We start from the raw sequence: 19,202 nt of genomic DNA on the forward strand, positions 1-19,202 counted from the left end.
ACCTCCATTTCTCAATTAAAACATTATGTGATATAATAAATTAAAGTCTCAAAGAGAAGGAGATAAAATATGAAGATCGAAATAAAACCTGTAAAGTCCCTTCAAGAACTCATGGTATTTATAAAATTACCCTGGCAAATATATAAAAATAACAGAAACTGGGTCCCACCTCTTATATCGGACATGAAAAACACCTTAAATAGAAAAAATCCTGCTTTTTTAAACATAGAATTTGAAATGTTTTTAGCCTTCAAAGAAGGTCAACCTGCGGGAAGAATTTTTGTCGGAATAGATAAAAATTTAAATCAAAGAAAAAATCTAAAAATGGGCTACTTTGCTCTGTTAGAAACTATAGAAGATTTCGACGTTTTCTTTGGATTAATGGATGCTGCTATCAACTGGTTAAAAGATAAAAACATCAATTTAATCAAAGGACCTGTTTCTCCTTTCGGCGTGAAAGGAGATGAATACAAAGGACTTCTTATTAATGCTTACGATATGCCTCCCGTCTTTATGAACTCTTACAATCCTCCTTATTACAAAAGTTTTATAGAAAGATATGGCTTCGAAAAAGACTATGACCTTTACGCCTATTACTTAGACCCTAAAAAACTTTTTGCAAAAGACCCTAAAAAAATCTTAGAGTATGCCCAAAAAAAGTACAACTTTTATCTCAAAAGCATCAATTTAAAAGCTATAGACAGGGAGGTGTTGGATTTAAAAAAAGTAATAGACCTTTCTGTACCTGATGAATGGGAAGACTTAGTCCCTCCTTCCCTCGAAGAAATAAAAGAAATGGCAAAAAAATTAAAACCGTTTGCAGACCCTGACCTCATAGTAATAGCAAGGTCACAGGAAAACCCTATTGGATTTGGCCTTGCTCTCCCTGATTATAATGAAGTCTTAATTCATATGAAAGGCAAGCTCACTCCTTTTTCTATAGCAAAATTTCTATGGTATAGGAAAAAAATTGAAGGAGTAAGATTCTTTACCATGTTCGTAGTTCCGGAATTCAGGCAAAAAGGAGTTTCTTACGCTATATATTACCAGACCTTTTTAAACGGCTTAAAGAAAAATTATTCCTACGGTGAAGGCTCTACTATTGGAGAGGACAATTTAAGAATGAGAAAAGATATAGAAAGCCTCGGAGGAATTCACTACAAAACTTACCGAATATATAAAAAGCTTCTATGAATTTTTCTTTTCAGGCACCTCTATTTTCTGGATATAACCCCCTTTTGAAACTCTATATCTTATACCTCTCCATTCAACATATGGATTAGATAAAGCGTACAAAAGATAAAAACTACCAAATATATCAAACAAAGGCCCCATTATAAAATCAACAATTTTTATTTCATTTTTTGTGACTTTTCTCATCAAAAGAGACTGTATTACTCTAAAAAAGAGAAAAATGAGCGACAAAAATATTACTCCTTTGCTTTTGGTTAAGATACCTATCATTAAAAATATCCAATACCAGGAAAGCATAAGTACAAATAAAGGTAACTCTGTGAGTATATGGGTTTTTATCCCTACCCCTATTCTTTTAGCATAATTTAAAGACCTCTCCATTGGAAGAACGTTCACATGGCACTCTACAAAGGGGCCTAAAACCAACTTATAACCCATCTTGTAAAGAGTCTCTCCTAAATGAAAATCCTCAAGAAGAGAACTACCAAATCTTTCAAGTCCTCCAACCTTCTCCAGCAAATCTTTTCTCATCGCAAAAGCTGCACCTGTAGCTCCCATATTGAGATTAAGCTTTGTGAAGAATGCCCATAAAAAGTCTGTTTCACTATTCTGAAGAAAGGTAAAAAACCTAGTCCAAAAGTCTTTTCCGCCTATATTCACTTGCCCGCAGGTAGTCATTCCTACCCCATGTTTTCTTAGAGGTCTCACCATTTTCACTATAAAATCAGGTTGCACTCTTATATCACTATCCACAAACACCAATGTTTGGTATTTTGCCAATTTCATACCATGAATCATATTAGAACTCTTCCCATTCAACCCTTCTATCAGAGGGTTAACTGTAATTGCCGCATCCAAATTTGGATAATAATCTTCAACCAGTCTTTTTACTACAGGAATAGCAGGGTCATTTTCATCCTGAAAACTGAAGACATGTTGAAGAGGTCCTCTATAATTTTGTTCAAAAGTAGACATTACGTTCTTTTCAAATTCAAAATCCAGATCCTTTATTGGATGTATTATAGTAACTCCTTCTTTTTCATCTTCTTCATTTGAATCTATCACATTGTATGTCCAATCCATATGTTTTTTTACAAAAAAGATTTGAGCAGCCCAGAAAAAAATGAAAAATAAGCCTAATAAAAGTTCTGCATAAAACATCGCAATCTCCTTTCCTCACTCTTTTTCAAGAAGCCCCACTGATTCCACATGATAAGTGTGGGGAAACATATCAATCAACTTTATTTTCTTAACAGAATATCCCTTTTCATTAAAAAGTTTTAAATCCCTCACAAAGGTCTCTGGATTACAAGAAACGTATATTATCTTCTCTGGACTCAACTTTGAAATATCCTCTATTGTTCTCAAGTTTATCCCAGCCCTTGGAGGATCAACTATCACCACATCGGGTTTTTCATTTATCTCTTTCAGCTTTTTAGAAACATCTCCTGCGAGAAATTCTATGTTGTCAAGCCCATTTAATTTCGAATTTTCCCTCGCTGAGATGACCGCCTCTTCCACTATCTCTATTCCAAATACTTTTTTTGCCACAGGCGCCATTATTATACCTATTGTTCCTGTACCGCAATAAAGGTCAAATACCACTTTCCCAGACACATCCCCTGCAAAGTCCCTCACAGTAGAATATATCCTTTCGGCACCATAGGAATTTGTCTGAAAAAAAGAAAAAGGGCTTATTTTAAATTTAAGACCTAACAATTCCTCAATCAAATAATCTCTTCCATAGAGTATCTCCATCTTTTCACATATCACTGCATCCGAAAGAGAATTATTATAAGTGTGTAAAATACCCACTAAATTCGCTATAAATTCTGCTTTTTTATAACGTTCGACCAGCTCATTAAAGTTGTGGTCTATCTGAGTAGTGGTTACGATATTTATCAAAAGTTCATTGTTTTTTGAAGCCTTCCTCACTACCAGATGCCTCAGGTACCCCTCATGAGTCTTTTTGTCATAAAAAGGCAATTCTTTTTGCAAAGCATAATCAAAGGCTATAGAAAGAGCTTTTTTAAAATCCTCGTCTACAATATTACACTTATCAGTCATCACTATCTCGTAAAACTTTCCCTTTCTGTGAAGCCCTAAGGCTTTATTTCCTTCTTTATCCCTTCCAAAAGTATATTCCATCTTATTCCTATAACCATAAACCCTTGGGCTAGCTTCTATGCCCAAAAATTCGAAATCGGCTATTCCTTCTTTTTCAAGGAGTTTTAACACTCCTCTTTCTTTTATCATCAACTGAGTCTCGTAGGTGAGATTCTGATAAGTACAACCTCCACACTCACCAAAATGAGGACAAGGGCTCTCTACTTCAAGAGGGGACCTTTCGATAATTCTTATAACTTCTCCTTCTAATTCTCCCTTTCGTTTCCGTACTCTTGCTTCTACCTTTTCTCCTATTACTCCGCCTCTGATTTTTATAGGTTTCCCCTCATAGAAAGCTATCCCCTTACCTTTAAAATCCATTTCTTCTACCTGCAAAGTCAAGACCTTTCCCTTTTTCATGGCTCATCTCCTTTCTTACATTACAAATTATACCCCAATTTCACTTATATTTCTAATGTAATTTTTAAAAAACCTTTACATAAATTAAATAAAATTGTATACTAAAACTTGGGCAAAAGTATTGTGAGGTGATATGAATGATACCTGATACTGTGTTAGGAGCCGTCTATCTTTCTATAGTAGATATGATTTTACTTTCATTGCTCCTTCTTTTAATTGGAGCCATACTCTCTAAAATTTTTCCCTTGTTTGGTAAATTAGAAAAATTTTTTAGCACAAAAAAATAAAAGGAGTGTAAGAAATGGAGTTATTGCTCAAACTTTTTCAAGATATGCTTCATACTACAGGCCTTGTCCATATCACATGGAGGAATATATTACTCATAATAGTAGGAATAGTTTTGATATACTTGGCAATTGTAAAAAAATATGAGCCTTTTCTTCTGCTGCCAATAGGATTTGGAAGCATAATTGCAAATGTCCCCGGCACAGGGTTATTAGATCCCGGAGGTCTCATACATTTTTTTTACTTAGGGGTTGAAAAGGTTATCTATCCGCCTCTCATTTTCTTAGGAGTAGGAGCAATGACAGATTTTGGTCCCATGATTGCAAACCCCAGCATAATGATACTCGGAGCCTTTGCTCACATAGGGATATTCATCGCCTTAATCGGGGCAAAACTTTTAGGTTTTAGCATATTTGAAGCCGGAGCAATAGGAATTATTGGCGGTGCAGATGGTCCGATGGCAATTTACGTAACACAAAAATTGGCACCACATCTTATGGCTCAAATATCAGTAGCAGCTTACTCTTATATGGCTTTAATGCCATTGATACAGCCCCCAATCATGAAGCTTCTTACCACAAAAAAAGAAAGACAGATAATGATGAAACAACTTCGTCCCGTATCAAAGACAGAAAAAATAGTTTTCCCTATATTCATAACCATTATAATAGACCTTCTACTCCCTCCCATAGCTCCTCTTATAACCATGTTCATGCTGGGCAATCTTCTAAAAGAGGCTGGGGTAGTAGATAGGCTTGCAAAAACAGCAAGCGGAGAATTTATGAACGTTATAACCATTCTTCTCGGTGTATCTATAGGTTCCACAATGAAAGCAGATACCTTCTTGACTCTTAAAACTTTAGAAATACTCTCCCTTGGACTGATCGCTTTTATGACAGGAACTGCAGGAGGCATTTTGGGAGCAAAGCTTTTAAACTACCTTTCTGGCGGAAAAATAAATCCCCTTATCGGATCTGCTGGTATTGCTTCTGTACCAATAGCAGCAAGAGTTTCTCACTCCGTCGCCATAAAAGAAAATCCATACAATTTCCTGATAATGCATGCTATGGGGCCCAACCTGGCAGGAGTCTTTGGAACGGCAATAGCAGGAGGAATAATGCTGGTTTTGTTGGGCGTCCACTGAAAAGTTTTTGTAACATCAAGGGTAATTTTTGAATAGTATATAGCAAATTATATTCTTCGGAGGAGTATATGTCATGTATTATCAAAACTATCACCCCCAAAATTTTACTCAGGAAGGCATTAGTATGAGGCTTGCTCAAGCCTATGTAATCATACAAAAATATATATCGGCATACCCACCAGAAGAAGCCCTCAGAAAAGGCACCATTTTCCCTGAATTGGATTTACCCTACAAGGCTGAAAGATGAGGTGAAATAAATGGAAGCTAATAAGATAGAACTCCTCAAAAAAATTATGGAACTGGAATTCGTATGCATAGACTTAAACTTGTACCTTGACACACATCCCGAAGACCAGAAAGCGCTAAACGACTATAACTACTATTCAGGACAGTTATCCCTATTGAAGCAGCAGTACGCTCAGTACTATGGCCCTCTAATGCCTTTTGGCCACTGTCAGAGTCAATATCCATGGAAATGGGTAGAAGAGCCCTGGCCTTGGGAAATAGAGTACTGACATTGAGGTGGAAAAGATGTGGGTATATGAAAAAAAGCTCCAGTATCCTGCTAAAGTATGTAAACCAGATATAAAAATGGCAAAATATTTGATAGCTCAGTACGGCGGACCGGATGGGGAATTAGCTGCAGCACTAAGGTACCAAACGCAGAGGTTTGTAATGCCAACTGGAAAAGCAAAAGCTATATTGACAGATATAGCCACTGAAGAGATGGCTCATCTTGAAATAATAGCTACCCTTGTATTCAAACTCTTAAAAGGAGTTCCGGAAGAAGTACTAAAAAGAGAAGGTCTGGGAGAATACTATGTAGAACATGATAAAACACCTTTTTATGTAGATACCACCGGGATGCTCTGGAGTGCTGCTTATATACAAGCAAAAGGCGATCCAATAGCAGACCTTCATGAGGACATGGCAGCCGAAGAAAAAGCTCGATCCACGTATGAACACCTTATAAATCTTACAGATGACCCTTGTGTAAAAGACACACTGCGCTTTTTAAGAGAAAGAGAAATAGTTCATTTCCAGCGTTTTGGTGAAACTCTAATGGATATACAAGAATATTTGCAACATAAAAAATATTTCTAAAAAACAAGAAGGGCAATTCCTTTAATTAAAAAATCATACAAAAGGAATTGCCCTTCTTGTTGGAAGGAGGGAAACACAATCATTCACATACATCTACCCATTCTCCTTCTACAATTTTATCCAGATCTTCTACCCTGACTTCTAAAGCAGCATTAACATCACCTGCTGCCGGATATACTATCTCATAGTTTTTTAAAGAAACATCGTAATATACCTCAACAGGGGTTTTTAGACCATAAGGACAAACTCCTCCCACAGGATGTCCTGTAATTTCAAGCACTTCTTCTGGAGTGGCCATTTTTGCCTTGCTTTTAAAAGTATTTTTAAATTTTTTGTTATCTATCTTTTTGTCACCGGATGTAATTACCATGATATACCTGTCTTTCAGTTTAAAAAGCATTGATTTTGCTATTTCACCAGGAGTAACACCTAAAGATTCAGCTGCTTTTTCTACAGTGCTAGTATCCTCAAAGGTCTTCACTTCAAGTTTTATACCTCTCTCTTTAAGAAACTTTTCTACAGCTTCTTTAGACAATTCTACCACCTCATCAAAACTTTTTTAAAAACTGCAGGTTTTGCAAACCAAAGCCTGCTTTAAGAAAAACTTATCTGCAATCTTGACAGCATCTTGTGCTGTTTTCCCATAGTAATCTGCTCCTATTTTAAAGGCATAATCTTCTGTTAAAACAGCTCCTCCTACCATCACTTTTGCTTCTGTCTTTTCTTTAAGCATTTTTATAATCTTCTCCATATTGAAAAGAGTAGTAGTCATAAGGGCACTCAATCCCACCAAAGGGGCACCGGTCTTTTTAACTGTCTCTACTATGACTTCCCCCTTGACGTCTTTGCCAAGGTCTATGACTTCATAGCCGTAATTTTCAAGTAATACTTTAACTATATTTTTGCCTATATCGTGAACATCTCCTTCTACTGTAGCCAATACTATGGTTCCCTTCGAAGCGCTTCCCTTGGGAAGCCTTTCCTTTATAAGTTTAAAAGCTCCTTGAACCACCTCCGCAGAACTTAACAGCTGTGGCAAAAAGTATATCCCTTTTTCATACCTATCCCCCACTTCCTTAAGAGCAGGAATTATCACATCATCTACAATAGAAAGTGGATCTTTATCTTCAAGAAGTCTTTTTACCACATCCTCAACTCCAGCCTTTTTCCCCTCTAAAATCTGCTCATAAAGCCTTTCATTTAATTCCTTATTTTCTCCTCTTAAAATCCGATCATTTCCCCTGTTTTCTTCTGATTTTGCCCTCTGCCCATAAATCCTTAAATAATACTGACTTCCCTTATCTTTATTGAGTAAGACCATAGAAGCTCGCAAGGTATCCATCAGCGCTTCATCACAGGGATTAACAATAGCTGTAGTAAGCCCATAAGCTGCGGCCATCGCCAAAAAAGCAGAATTTATCAACTTCCTCTCTGGAAGCCCAAATGAGATATTGCTGAGCCCCACCACTGTATTTACTCCCAAATTCTCTGTTATTTCTTTAATCGCCTCTAAAGTTTCCACAGCAGCTGACTGTTCAGAAGAAACAGTAAGGACGACAGGGTCTATTATGACATCCTCTTCGGGAATTCCGTACTCCTTAGCTTTTTCTAATATTTTCTTAGCATTTTCAACTCTTTCTTCCCTGTCTTTGGGCAAACCCTTTTCTCCCACAGTCAAACCCACGACACAGGCTCCATATTTCTTAACTATCGGCAGGATCTCCCTTAAGCTTTCTTCTTTAGCATTAACCGAATTTATTATAGGTCTACCTCTTAAAACTCTTATTGCCTTTTCTATAGCTGCCACACTTGTGCTATCCAACTGTAAAGGCAAATCTACAGCATTGGCTACTGCAAAAGCCACTTTAGGAAGCATCTCTTCTTCCTTTATTCCCGGAACTCCAACATTGACGTCCAGTATTTCTGCACCGCATTTTTGCTGCTTTAAAGCTTCTTCAACAGCCAACCCAACATCTCCGTTAACAAGGGCTTCACTTAATTTCTTCTTGCCGGTAGGATTGATCCTTTCTCCTATAACTCTCAAAGGATATTCTTTCCCTATAAAAACTGTGCGCGTATTAGAAGAAACAGCTGTGAATCTGTTTTCTATTTTCTTAGGTTTTAAACCATAAACTGCTTCTTTAACAAGCTTTATATAATAAGGATTAGTTCCACAACATCCTCCTACTATGGAAGCCCCTTTTTTCACAAGTTGTGGAAAGAAACTCGCGAATTCTTCCGGCTTTAAATCGTAAACCGTTTTGCCATCTCTTATAACAGGCATTCCTGCATTTGGCTGAGCTATTATAGGAATGCGAGCCACTTGAGCCATCTTCTCCACAACATCCACCATTTTATCTGGACCTGTTGAACAATTGACCCCTATAGCATCAAGCCCCAGCCCTTGAAGGCTTACCACTACAGTGACTGGGTCTGAGCCCATTAGAGTTCTCCCATCTTCTTGGAATGTCATTGTACATATCACTTTCAATTTCGTATTTTCTTTCGCTGCTAAAATCGCAGCTTTTGCCTCTAGCATATCTGACATTGTCTCTATAAGCACTATATCCGCCCCTGCTTTTTCTGCCGCAACAACTACTTCCTTGAAAACCTCATAAGCTTCATCAAATGTCATGTCTCCAAAGGGCGCAAGAAGTTCCCCTGTTGGACCCACTGAAAGAGCTACTGGTAGATCTTTCGCTGCTTTCCTTGCAATTTCCACTCCCTTCACTACGATCTCTTCTACACGATCCTCCAAGCCATATTTTTTAAGTTTTATCCTATTTGCCCCAAAAGTGTTGGTCTCTATTACTTCAGCTCCTGCCTCAACATAACCTTGGTGTACATCAAAAACTATCTCCGGCTTTTCCAAATTCATATATTCTGGGCATTCACCCGCTTTAAGTCCCCGTTCTTGAAGTTGGGTACCCATAGCACCGTCAAACACTACTACTCTATCTCTACACTCCTTAAAAATGTCTATCAAATCATGTCCCCCCTACTTTGTCTCAACTTCTTTTTCCACTAATGGCATTTCTTCTATCCGCGAAAGTATCTCAAAAACGAAGTCCACACTTCCCATAGGCATCACGTGAATACCTGCAACCCTATCTTTTATCTCTTCAATGAATTCGACAGCTAGTCTCAATCCCTCTTCTTTTCCACCCTTTTCGAGTTTTTCTAATATCCTTTTAGGTATTTCTATCCCAGGTACTTTTTCTATCAACTTTAAAGCCATTTTATAGCTCTTCAATGGAAGAACGCCAACCAAAATAGGCACCTTTACTTCTTTTGCCTTATCTAAAAACTTAAAAAGAACTTCTTTATCATATACCGGCTGAGTCTGTATAAATTCTGCTCCTGCTTCCACCTTTTGATAAAGTTTCTCTATAGCTTCTTTCCTTAGGTCATTAGGATTAGCGGTTGTTCCTGCACAAAAAGAAGTGGGAGAATCAATCTTATTTCCATTATAATCAACGCCAGAATTCAAGGCCCTTATCATCCTTAAAAGCCCAATAGAATCTACATCGTATACGCCCTTTGCTTGAGGTGTATCTCCTAACAGAGGGCTATCCCCTGTTAATGCTAATATATTTCTGACTCCCAAGGCATAAGCCCCTAAAAGCTCTGATTGAAGCCCTATAAGATTTCTGTCTCTGCAAGTCAAATGAAAAATAGTTTCGATATTGAGATGATCTTGAAGTATGTGCGCAAGAGCAATGGGACTCATCCTCATGTTTGCCATCGGAGAATCGGTTATATTAATAGCGTCCACTATCCCTTTTAACTTACGTGCTTCTTCTATAGCCTTGGTTACTTCAATCCCTTTTGGCGGAGAAATCTCCACGGTTATCACAAATTTCTTTTCTTTAAGTTTATTACACAACCTATCATTTTTCAACATCTATGCCCCTCCTTTTTAAAAATAAAAAAGTCCCTTCGCTAAAAGAAGAGACTCCAAGAATCTCTCATCTTTCAGCGAAACCGCTGCAGGAATTGGCACCATGCACTAAGGCTGGTTGCCGGGTTTCATCGGGCCAGTCCCTCCACCTCTCTTGATAAGAGATTTTAAAGTATTAAATTGTTAAACTATTTAAACTATATGATACTATGGATTAACTCCTATGTCAATAGAAATTTTTTAGTCCTCTCTAAAGATTTTGCAGGCCTTTAACTTTTTTAAAATAAATCTGTAAATTTTTTATGTTATTTGCTATACTATGATTGTAAAGAATATAAATTTTCGAGAAAGGAATGTTTTTCATGTTCTCATCTCTTATTTTTGGTATCCTTTCTATTGCATCAATTATACTTTACGGTTTAATCTGGTGGAAAATTTTTGATAAAACTGGTTATGGAGGAACATATGGCCTTTTGATGTATATACCTATTGTGAATTTTATAATGCTTTTAGTATTAGCATTCACTGAGTGGCCCGTACATAAGATATAAAAATTATTGAGCAATAACACTATTTTTATTTTTAATAGCTTGTGCAAGCCCTTGCATAACTAAAAGTTTAATATTATAATATACTTAACTACTGCACAAATAAGGAGGATCAATATGGAAAATAAAAAACTTCCGAGAGTAGCTTATTTTTGTATGGAATACGGCCTTGAGTCAAATTTCAAACTTTACGCTGGAGGTTTAGGTATTCTAGCAGGGGATTACCTTAAAGCTGCAAAAGAAATGAATCTCCCAGTAGTAGGAATAGGAATACTCTGGAAACAGGGCTATACTGAACAACACATTGGTGAAGATGGATATCCCTATGATGCATACCGCAACTACACTCGAAATTATGACTTTTTGAAAGACACGGGAGTGAAAGTAAAAGTAAAAATAAGAAATAAAGATGTGTATTGCAAAGTATGGCTGGTAGACAGTTTTGATAACGCCCCTCTCTATCTTCTGGACACAGACATCCCCGAAAACGGCGACAGATGGATAACCGGACAGCTTTACGGCTGGTTTGGTGAGGAAAGGGTTGCACAAGAAATCGTACTGGGAATTGGTGGTGTAAGAGCTTTAAGAGCTTTAGGAATAGATGTAGACATATATCATTTCAACGAAGGTCATGCTGCATTAGCAGGAATCGAACTCATAAGAGAAAAAATGGAAAACGAAGGGCTAACTTTTGAAGAAGCCTGGGAAGCGACTCGCAGGGAAATAGTATTTACTACTCATACTCCTGTAAAAGAGGGGAACGAATCCCACGACCTAGAACTTTTAATGTACATGGGTGCCAACAACGGGCTTACTATAGAACAGATGGCTCAAATCGGTGGAGTGCCTTTTAATATGACGGTGGCTGGATTAAGGCTTTCTAAAATTGCAAACGGCGTATCCAAGCTACATGGTCAGACCGCCAATAAAATGTGGGAGCATATAGAAAATAAAGCGCCAATAATCTCCATAACCAATGGAATCCATAGAGGTACCTGGGTAGACGAAAGAATTATAGAAGCCTACAAAAAAGGTTCTGGACTTTTAGAAACCCATAACCTTCTTAAAAAAGAATTAATAGACTTCGTATATAAAAAAACAGGAGTAAAATTGGATGCAAATAAACTTCTCATAGGCTTTTCACGAAGAGCAGCTCCTTATAAAAGAAGTGATTTAATCTTTACGAATGAAGAAATTATAGGGAAATATTTAAAAGAAAAAGACATACAAATAGTATTTTCCGGAAAGGGCCATCCGCTGGATGATGTAGGAAAAGAAATCGTGGCAAGAATAGTATCCATGGCAAAAAAATATCCTGACAGTGTAGTATTTTTGGAAGACTATGACATGACCATTGGCAAGATGTTGACAAGAGGAGCAGATGTATGGCTAAACAATCCAAGAAGGCCTCTTGAAGCAAGCGGAACTTCTGGCATGAAGGCAGCGATGAATGGAGTTTTAAACTTGAGCATTCTTGATGGTTGGTGGCCAGAAGCCTGCATTGATGGAGTAAATGGCTGGCAATTTGGAGATGGGTTTGAATCAGATAACTTTGAAGAACTTGATAAGCACGATGCAGAAGCTCTATATGATGTGCTTCTCAATAAAGTAGTACCCACTTACTACAACGATAAGAAAAAATGGGAAGAAATGATGAAAGAAAGCATAAGAACTACTTTTGAAGCCTTTTCTGCAAATAGAATGCTTCAAGAATATTATGACCTTATGTATACCAAATAAAAAGTCCGGGTGAGTACCCGGACTTTTTACTATCCCCTCAATCTTTTTTCTAACTCTTCCCTTTCTTTTTCAAATCCAGGTCTTCCTAAAAGCGCAAACATGTTTTTCTTATAGGCTTCTACTCCCGGCTGGTCAAAAGGATTAACGCCATTTAGGTATCCACTTATTGCACAAGCCATTTCAAAGAAGTAAACTAAATTTCCAAAGTAGAAAGGCGTTATTTCCGGAATGTTAACTACTAAATTGGGCACTCCTCCGTCTGTATGAGCAAGAAGCGTCCCCTCAAAAGCTTTTTTGTTTACAAAATCTATCGTCTTCCCTGCCAGGAAGTTAAGCCCATCTATGTTGTCTCTATCTTCTTTTATGAGGATATCTTTCGCAGGTTTCTCCACATTTAATACAGTTTCAAATATGTTCCTGCTGCCTTCTTGTATGAATTGTCCCATAGAATGAAGGTCAGTAGTAAAATCTACAGAAGCAGGGTAAATTCCCTTTTGGTCTTTCCCCTCGCTTTCGCCAAATAACTGTTTCCACCATTCAGCAAAATAGTGAAGCCTTGGTTCGTAATTCACTAATATTTCTATGACTTTCCCTTTTCTGTAAAGAATGTTTCTCAAAATAGCATACTGCATGCTTATATTCTCATTTAAATCTTCCTTTGTATATACAGTTGAAGCTTCGTACGCTCCTTCCATCATTTCGTCTATATTTATACCCGCTACTGCTATAGGCAAAAGTCCTACTGCGGTGAGTACAGAATACCTTCCTCCTACATCATCAGGTATCACAAAAGTCTCATACCCTTCGGAATCAGCTAATTTTTTCAAAGCACCTTTTTCTTTGTCTGTAGTAACATATATTCTAGACCTGGCCTTATCTTTGCCGTATTTCTTCTCCATAAAATCTCTAAATACTCTAAAAGCTATTGCAGGTTCTGTTGTCGTGCCAGATTTAGATATTACATTTATAGAAACTTCTTTTCCTTCTATGAGTTCAAGTAAGTCACTTAAATATGTAGAACTTATGCTGTTTCCAGCAAAATAAATCTCCGGCGTCTTCCTCTTACTTTTTGGCAATAAATTATAAAAGGAATGAGAAAGCATTTCAATTGCCGCTCTTGCCCCTAAATAAGAACCACCTATACCTATAACTACAAACACATCAGAATCTGATTGAATCTTTTCTGCTGCTTTTTTTATGCGTTCAAACTCTGATTTATCATAATCTTTGGGAAGACTTACCCATCCTAAAAAGTCATTTCCTTGAGCATTTTTATTAAGTACCATCTCAAGAGATAACTTTGCATGCCTTTCCATATATTCAATTTCCTTTTCACTTACAAATTGCAATGTTTTTGAATAATCAAAACCTATCAATTTCCTCATATGTAAACCTCCATTCTTTATTTACATACTTATTTTATACCATAAATCTATGTTGTTCAAGTTTTTCAAAAGTATGTATAAGTTTACTTAGCTTTATTTTTACATACCCATAAATTTCTGTCAATCTTTTTGGAATTTTTACTTTATGGGATATAATATAAGGAGGAGGTGCAATTATGGAGGCTTTAGAAGTTTTAAAAAAGAGGAGAAGCATAAGAAAATACATTGATAAACCCATCCCAAAAGAAATTTTAGAAGATATCATAGACTGTGCAAGACTTGCCCCTAGTGGAAATAATGCTCAGCCATGGCACTTCATTGTCATAACAGACAAAGAAAAGCTCAAATTCATATCAGAAAAAACAACCTACGGAGATTTTATCAAAGATGCAGCAGCCTGTGTGATAGTATACTGCGAAAAAGACAATAAACATCATTTAGAAGACGGTTCCGCTGCTACGCAAAACATACTACTTGCAGCCACTGCCTATGGAATAGGTTCTTGCTGGGTAGCAGGTTATAATAGAAGTTATGAAAAGGAAATAAATGAATACTTAAACGTGCCTGATAATCTCCGCATGATATCAATAATATCGCTCGGTTACCCTGCTGAAGATCCACAACCCAAATACAAAAAAGACCTTTCTGAAGTTTTACACTGGGAAAAATTTTAAGAGAAAGAGGGGGTAAAATTGTCAAAAGTAGTTGAACGTTTTTTGAGATATGTAAAATACCACACAACTTCAGATGAAAATTCCAACACTTTCCCGAGTACAGAAGGACAGCTTATCTTTGCAAGAGAACTGGCAAAAGAATTAAAAGAATTAGGACTATCTGAGGTAGAGGTAGACGAAAATGGATACGTCACAGCACTGCTTCCTGCCAACACAGATAAAAAAATCCCTACAATAGGTTTTATAGCTCATATGGATACAAGCCCTGACATGTGCGGTAAAGACGTAAAACCGCAAATAATTGAAAATTATGACGGAAATGACATAGTGCTAAACAAAGAAAAGGGCATAATCCTCTCTCCCAGTGAATTCCCCGAATTGAAAAACTACATAGGAAAGACATTGATAACAACAGATGGCACTACCCTTTTGGGGGCTGACGACAAAGCTGGAATAGCAGAGATAATCACCGCAATTGAGTATTTGATAAATCACCCGGAAATAGAACATGGCAATGTAAAAATTGCCTTTACTCCTGACGAAGAAATTGGAAGAGGAGTAGACAAATTCAACGTAAAAAAATTCGGCTGCGATTTTGCCTACACTGTAGACGGAGGAGAACTTGGCACTATAGAGTACGAAAATTTCAATGCTGCTAGCGCCAAAATAAAGATACACGGCAGAAACGTTCATCCTGGAACCGCAAAAGGCAAAATGAAAAATTCCATTTTAATAGGAATAGAGCTTCAAAACATGCTGCCAGAACTAGAAAGACCTGAACACACAGAAGGATATCAGGGCTTCTACCACTTAAATAACTTTCAAGGCACTGTAGAAGAAACATCAATGTATTACATCATAAGAGATTTTGACAAACGGACTTTTTCAGATAAAAAGGAATACATAAAAAGGGTAGTAGAAACTCTAAATAAAAAATATGGTGAAGGTACAGTAGAGCTGGAACTTAAAGACCAGTATTATAACATGAGAGAAGTTATAGAAAAGCACATGCACATAGTAGAAACTGCCATGGAAGCAATGAGGTCTCTAGGGATAGAACCAAAGGTAGTACCAATAAGAGGAGGAACTGACGGAGCACGACTGAGTTTTATGGGACTTCCTACGCCCAACCTCTTTACAGGAGGCCATAATTTCCATGGTAAATACGAATTTATACCTGTAGAATCGATGAAAAAAGCTGTGGAAGTTATAGTAAAAATCATAGAACTTTATGGAAAAAAAGAATAGCTTATTTGTTATCTTTTGTTTTGTTAGTAAAGTTTTCCTTAATTTTAAGTGGCATTTTGTGTTAATGCTTGTAAATCGCATTTACACACAAAATGCCACTTCTTTATTTTGTCAACCAACTGAAGATAGCTTATTTGCTATCCTTTTAGTTGCTCCTCAAAAAATTTTACAGATTCTTCTATTGCCTTCCTTTCCCACTCGAGATTTTTAAAGGTATGGTCTGCTCCCTCTATAGCTACTCGGAAAGCAAGATCGCCATATACCTCTTTTAATATCTTATCGGAAACACTAAATTCTACCGCCTCATCCTTAGTCCCATGGACTATCAACACTTTTTTATCATATCCTTTGGACATTTTAAAAATATCATATAAAGCTATATCCTCTACAAAATCTCTACTGAGTTTTAGCCCACCTATGTCAACATATCCTAGACTTTCCATGATTGCTCCATACTGCCTTGCTCCCTCTGCCATTATGAGCTCCGGCATATTAAAAGCAGGTGCCCATAAGACTAGCGCCTTAATATCCTCCTTCTTCTCTTTAGCTATTATACCTGCTATAGCTCCTCCCATACTGAGTCCCAAAAGACCTATTCTTTCTACATCCGTAGTCGGCTGCCTTTTAACGAAATCTAAAATCTGTCGTGCATCCTCTAATTCACCGCTAAAGGTCATTTCACTAAAATCTCCATCGCTTTCCCCTGAACCGTAAAAGTCAAATCTCACACTGCCTATTCCCGCTTTTTCCAAAGCTCTGGACATTTTTACAAAAATAAAATGAGACTCTACCTTATTTCCTGTAAAACCGTGAAACATAACTACCATAGGAACTTTTTCGCGAGCTTCGTCAGGTAAATGCAACATACCTCTTAACGTTTTGCCATCGTATGTGAATTCGACAGCCTTCTGCATAGTATCACCCCCCAAGAAATTGGCAACTTAGTTAACTCAATTATACTACATATAAGAAAACTTTTCCACTAACCCTTCGTTTTTTCCCTTACTATATCTCCTTCCACTAAGTGACTGCATAAAAGAGGAGAATTAATATCAAAATTTTTTACATTTTTTCTTATCGCTTCTCTACTTGAATTGGCATAACAGTATATGCATCCGTGAAGGCATGTATCGTAAGTTCCTATGTCAACACTTTCATCGCATCCACAAAATTTTCTCTGGTTTTTATCCTTTTTAACCTGTAATTTTTTCCCTGATATTCTCTCAATGAGAGATTTATCCACACATTTTGCAGGAAAAACTCCAAAAGGAGAAAGGTCTTCCTCTTCAGCACATACTTCTATTTTAATTCCATTTTCCTTGGCTATTTCATAAAATTTTGAAGCGACTTCTATCTTCTCCTCCCTACTTATGGGATGTGCTCCTATTTTTCTTAAATTTTTTTCTATTTTAGAGTAAAAAGTTACAAAACTTATTATGCACTTTTCCGTAAAGTCGGCTAAATGAGAGGTTAGCCATTTAAAGCTATCTACATGATATTTGATATCAAATTCCGGAGTAAGTATTATTGGGTCATAGCGCCATATCACTCTTTCTTTACCTATTGTTTTAGAAAGATTTTGAAAAATTTTTATAACTAAATCTTTGTCCGTGACATTTCTTTCAATTGCCTTATCGTATGGATTTAAAGTAAACAAAAAATAGTAAGGATATTCCTCAAGGAGATACAGTTTTTTCATCATTTCCGCAGGATTTTTTGTCCAAAATACAAAACCCTCCACCCAATTCTTTGTCAGAGGAACTTTTGTCACTTGGTGAAAATTAAAAGGATTCCTTACCATAACAAAACCTTTTTCAAGTCTTTTAAAAAACCATTCACTATAAAAAGCTGGTATATCAGTCCTTCTGCTAGCACTTACTATCATACTTTCCCTCTTCTCACATACTCATGCTTTTTATCAGCACTTTAACTTTATCACTGATGTTTTATTATGTCAATAAAAGTGCATGTGTTATAATACTGTTAGTGCAATTTTTGAACTATACATAAAACAGCGTTAAAGCTTGCTTTGTACTAGTTTCAGGGGGTGTTATATGAGTAGCAAAAAAGAAGTAAAAGAAATACTCAACTTGGCTTTACCTGCTGTAGGGGAAATGCTTCTTTACATGGTAGTATGGGTACTGGACACCATGATGGTGGGACAATTCGGCGGAAAAGACAGCGTTAGCGCTGTAGGACTAGCGTCAGAAATAATATACACTTTCGCTGCAATATTTGTAACAATGGGAATAGCCATAGGAGTTACCTCTTATGTTGCTCGAAGCATTGGAGCTCAAGAATTTGAAAAGGCAAAAAGGTATGCCAGTCAGGGAATCTTTTTAGGGATACTAGGCAGTTCTATAATTTCTTCTCTAATGTTCCTACTGGCAGAAAAAATACTAATCTTAGCTGGTGCAAGTGGAAACGTCCTTGCGCTGGGAAAAGTTTTTATGAAAATAGCTTCTGTAGGGATATTCTTCAACATGGTGATGAGCACATTAAATGCCATTTTAAGAGCTACAGGAAACACTAAAACTCCCATGACAGCTGCTGCTATTGTAGTGATACTCAACATTCTACTGGATTGGATTCTAATCTTTGGAAAGCTGGGCTTTCCTGCTCTAGGGGTTAAAGGGTCTGCTATTGCTACGACAATCGCCCACATAGTAGGATTTGCCTTTGTGTTATGGTATTATATAATCCAGAAAACCTTGAATCTAACTTTTAGAGATGTTTTACAATATCATCATAAGTTAGCCACAGAAATAATAAAACTTTCTATTCCCGCCTCACTTCAAGAAGCAGCTTTTGATATAAGTAGGCTCTTATCTATTTTCATGATAATGCATCTGGGCACAGTAGCTTTTGCTGCAAATCAAATAGCTACAACTATAGAGTCTATTTCCTTCATGCCAGGATGGGGATTTGCTGTCGCTGCAACCACTATGGCAGGACAAATGGTGGGGGCAAAAAATTATGAAGGGGCTATTAGGTACACGAGAATTTCTGCCACATTTGCCGCCTCTATCATGGGAACAATGTCTTTACTGTTTCTCACAATACCCAAACTTTTAATGAGAGCCTTCATAAACGATCCAGAAGTAATAGCAGTGGGAGCTTTATGCCTTATGGTAGCTTCAATAGAACAGCCCTTTATGGCTCTAGGAATGGTGTACGGGGGTGGTTTAAAAGGAAGTGGAAATACAAAAATTCCTTTTATCATATCCACAATCTCAAGCTGGCTGATTCGATTGCCTTTAATGTACGTGGTCATATACATCCTTAAATGGGGAGTCGTAGCAGTTTGGTTTGTAACTGCTCTCCAGTGGTCTTTCGAGGGAACTGCCATGTACCTATTCTTCAAGAGAGAGATAAACAAACTAAAAAGAGCAGTAAAAGGGTAACTCCCTTTTACCGCTCTTTTAGACTTTTTCTACTTCTTTCAAAGCCTGA

General features: G+C 37.1%; 18 protein-coding genes and 1 riboswitch. Of the genes, 10 read left to right on the plus strand and 8 right to left on the minus strand.

Translation table 11 applies throughout. The annotated features are described in order from the left end of the window. Positions 1 to 69 precede the first annotated feature (69 nt). Positions 70 to 1,194 carry an N-acetyltransferase gene (locus ACPLVE_RS02470; protein WP_424609529.1) on the plus strand — a complete coding sequence of 375 codons (1,125 nt, stop codon included), beginning with the start codon at positions 70 to 72 and terminating at the stop codon, positions 1,192 to 1,194. Here the strand turns inward: ACPLVE_RS02470 and ACPLVE_RS02475 are convergent. Beyond that, on the minus strand, positions 1,189 to 2,277 hold the full coding sequence (locus tag ACPLVE_RS02475; protein ID WP_424609530.1) for a glycosyltransferase: 1,089 nt from the start codon (positions 2,275 to 2,277) through the stop codon (positions 1,189 to 1,191). The genes ACPLVE_RS02470 and ACPLVE_RS02475 overlap by 6 nt on opposite strands. A gap of 93 nt (positions 2,278 to 2,370) precedes the next feature. Then, positions 2,371 to 3,720: a 23S rRNA (uracil(1939)-C(5))-methyltransferase RlmD gene (rlmD, locus tag ACPLVE_RS02480; RefSeq protein WP_424609532.1), complete on the minus strand. Its 1,350-nt coding sequence runs from the start codon at positions 3,718 to 3,720 to the stop codon at positions 2,371 to 2,373. A gap of 137 nt (positions 3,721 to 3,857) precedes the next feature. Between rlmD and ACPLVE_RS02485 the strand changes: the two genes are divergently transcribed. The 5 genes from ACPLVE_RS02485 to ACPLVE_RS02505 all read left to right on the plus strand — a co-directional run bounded on the left by ACPLVE_RS02485 (position 3,858) and on the right by ACPLVE_RS02505 (position 6,253). After that, positions 3,858 to 4,007: a hypothetical protein gene (locus ACPLVE_RS02485; protein ID WP_424609534.1), complete on the plus strand. Its 150-nt coding sequence runs from the start codon at positions 3,858 to 3,860 to the stop codon at positions 4,005 to 4,007. Between the two features lie 14 nt (positions 4,008 to 4,021). Continuing rightward, positions 4,022 to 5,149 (plus strand): sodium ion-translocating decarboxylase subunit beta, encoded by a 1,128-nt coding sequence (locus ACPLVE_RS02490; protein WP_424609536.1) that lies wholly within the window; start codon positions 4,022 to 4,024, stop codon positions 5,147 to 5,149. 124 nt (positions 5,150 to 5,273) lie between these two features. Further along, entirely contained in the window at positions 5,274 to 5,396 is a 123-nt protein-coding gene (locus ACPLVE_RS02495; RefSeq protein ID WP_424609538.1) for a spore coat associated protein CotJA, read from the plus strand. Between the two features lie 10 nt (positions 5,397 to 5,406). Next, positions 5,407 to 5,664: a spore coat protein CotJB gene (locus ACPLVE_RS02500; RefSeq protein ID WP_424609539.1), complete on the plus strand. Its 258-nt coding sequence runs from the start codon at positions 5,407 to 5,409 to the stop codon at positions 5,662 to 5,664. 16 nt (positions 5,665 to 5,680) lie between these two features. Further along, positions 5,681 to 6,253, plus strand: a complete 573-nt coding sequence (locus ACPLVE_RS02505; RefSeq protein WP_424609540.1) for a manganese catalase family protein — start codon at positions 5,681 to 5,683, stop codon at positions 6,251 to 6,253. Between the two features lie 79 nt (positions 6,254 to 6,332). Here ACPLVE_RS02505 and ACPLVE_RS02510 read toward each other — a convergent pair whose 3' ends face one another. The 3 genes from ACPLVE_RS02510 to ACPLVE_RS02520 are packed head-to-tail and all read right to left on the minus strand — an operon-like array spanning position 6,333 to position 10,157. Beyond that, complete coding sequence (locus tag ACPLVE_RS02510) at positions 6,333 to 6,788, minus strand: YbaK/EbsC family protein (protein WP_424609541.1); 456 nt, start codon at positions 6,786 to 6,788, stop codon at positions 6,333 to 6,335. Positions 6,789 to 6,812: 24 nt separating this feature from the next. Beyond that, positions 6,813 to 9,239 carry a homocysteine S-methyltransferase family protein gene (locus ACPLVE_RS02515; RefSeq protein ID WP_424609543.1) on the minus strand — a complete coding sequence of 809 codons (2,427 nt, stop codon included), beginning with the start codon at positions 9,237 to 9,239 and terminating at the stop codon, positions 6,813 to 6,815. A 12-nt stretch (positions 9,240 to 9,251) separates the two neighbouring features. Further along, the gene (locus ACPLVE_RS02520; protein WP_424609544.1) at positions 9,252 to 10,157 is read right to left on the minus strand and encodes a methylenetetrahydrofolate reductase; all 906 of its coding nucleotides are present in this window, start codon (positions 10,155 to 10,157) and stop codon (positions 9,252 to 9,254) included. Between the two features lie 61 nt (positions 10,158 to 10,218). Next, a riboswitch (SAM riboswitch) is annotated at positions 10,219 to 10,318 on the minus strand. A gap of 501 nt (positions 10,319 to 10,819) precedes the next feature. On the opposite strand from ACPLVE_RS02520, the gene glgP reads away from it, so the two are divergent. Next, on the plus strand, positions 10,820 to 12,442 hold the full coding sequence (glgP, locus tag ACPLVE_RS02525) for an alpha-glucan family phosphorylase (protein WP_424609546.1): 1,623 nt from the start codon (positions 10,820 to 10,822) through the stop codon (positions 12,440 to 12,442). Between the two features lie 29 nt (positions 12,443 to 12,471). On the opposite strand, the gene ACPLVE_RS02530 is transcribed toward glgP, so the two are convergent. Further along, positions 12,472 to 13,827 (minus strand): glucose-6-phosphate isomerase, encoded by a 1,356-nt coding sequence (locus tag ACPLVE_RS02530; RefSeq protein WP_424609548.1) that lies wholly within the window; start codon positions 13,825 to 13,827, stop codon positions 12,472 to 12,474. Between the two features lie 176 nt (positions 13,828 to 14,003). Between ACPLVE_RS02530 and ACPLVE_RS02535 the strand changes: the two genes are divergently transcribed. Both ACPLVE_RS02535 and pepT read left to right on the plus strand, forming a co-directional pair. Next, positions 14,004 to 14,501: a nitroreductase family protein gene (locus ACPLVE_RS02535; protein ID WP_424609550.1), complete on the plus strand. Its 498-nt coding sequence runs from the start codon at positions 14,004 to 14,006 to the stop codon at positions 14,499 to 14,501. Positions 14,502 to 14,519: 18 nt separating this feature from the next. Continuing rightward, a complete protein-coding gene (pepT, locus tag ACPLVE_RS02540; protein ID WP_424609552.1) occupies positions 14,520 to 15,749 on the plus strand; it encodes a peptidase T in 1,230 nt (409 codons plus the stop codon). Between the two features lie 137 nt (positions 15,750 to 15,886). On the opposite strand, the gene ACPLVE_RS02545 is transcribed toward pepT, so the two are convergent. Together ACPLVE_RS02545 and ACPLVE_RS02550 are read right to left on the minus strand one after the other, a co-directional pair. After that, positions 15,887 to 16,663, minus strand: coding sequence for an alpha/beta hydrolase (locus ACPLVE_RS02545; RefSeq protein ID WP_424609554.1), 777 nt, complete (start codon positions 16,661 to 16,663; stop codon positions 15,887 to 15,889). 68 nt (positions 16,664 to 16,731) lie between these two features. Further along, positions 16,732 to 17,634 carry a DUF1848 domain-containing protein gene (locus tag ACPLVE_RS02550; protein ID WP_424609556.1) on the minus strand — a complete coding sequence of 301 codons (903 nt, stop codon included), beginning with the start codon at positions 17,632 to 17,634 and terminating at the stop codon, positions 16,732 to 16,734. 169 nt (positions 17,635 to 17,803) lie between these two features. Between ACPLVE_RS02550 and ACPLVE_RS02555 the strand changes: the two genes are divergently transcribed. Continuing rightward, positions 17,804 to 19,153, plus strand: a complete 1,350-nt coding sequence (locus ACPLVE_RS02555; protein ID WP_424609558.1) for an MATE family efflux transporter — start codon at positions 17,804 to 17,806, stop codon at positions 19,151 to 19,153. The last annotated feature ends 49 nt before the right edge of the window (positions 19,154 to 19,202 follow it).

It is taken from the genome of Caldanaerobacter sp., from assembly GCF_049701115.1.
Classification (GTDB): domain Bacteria; phylum Bacillota; class Thermoanaerobacteria; order Thermoanaerobacterales; family Thermoanaerobacteraceae; genus Thermoanaerobacter.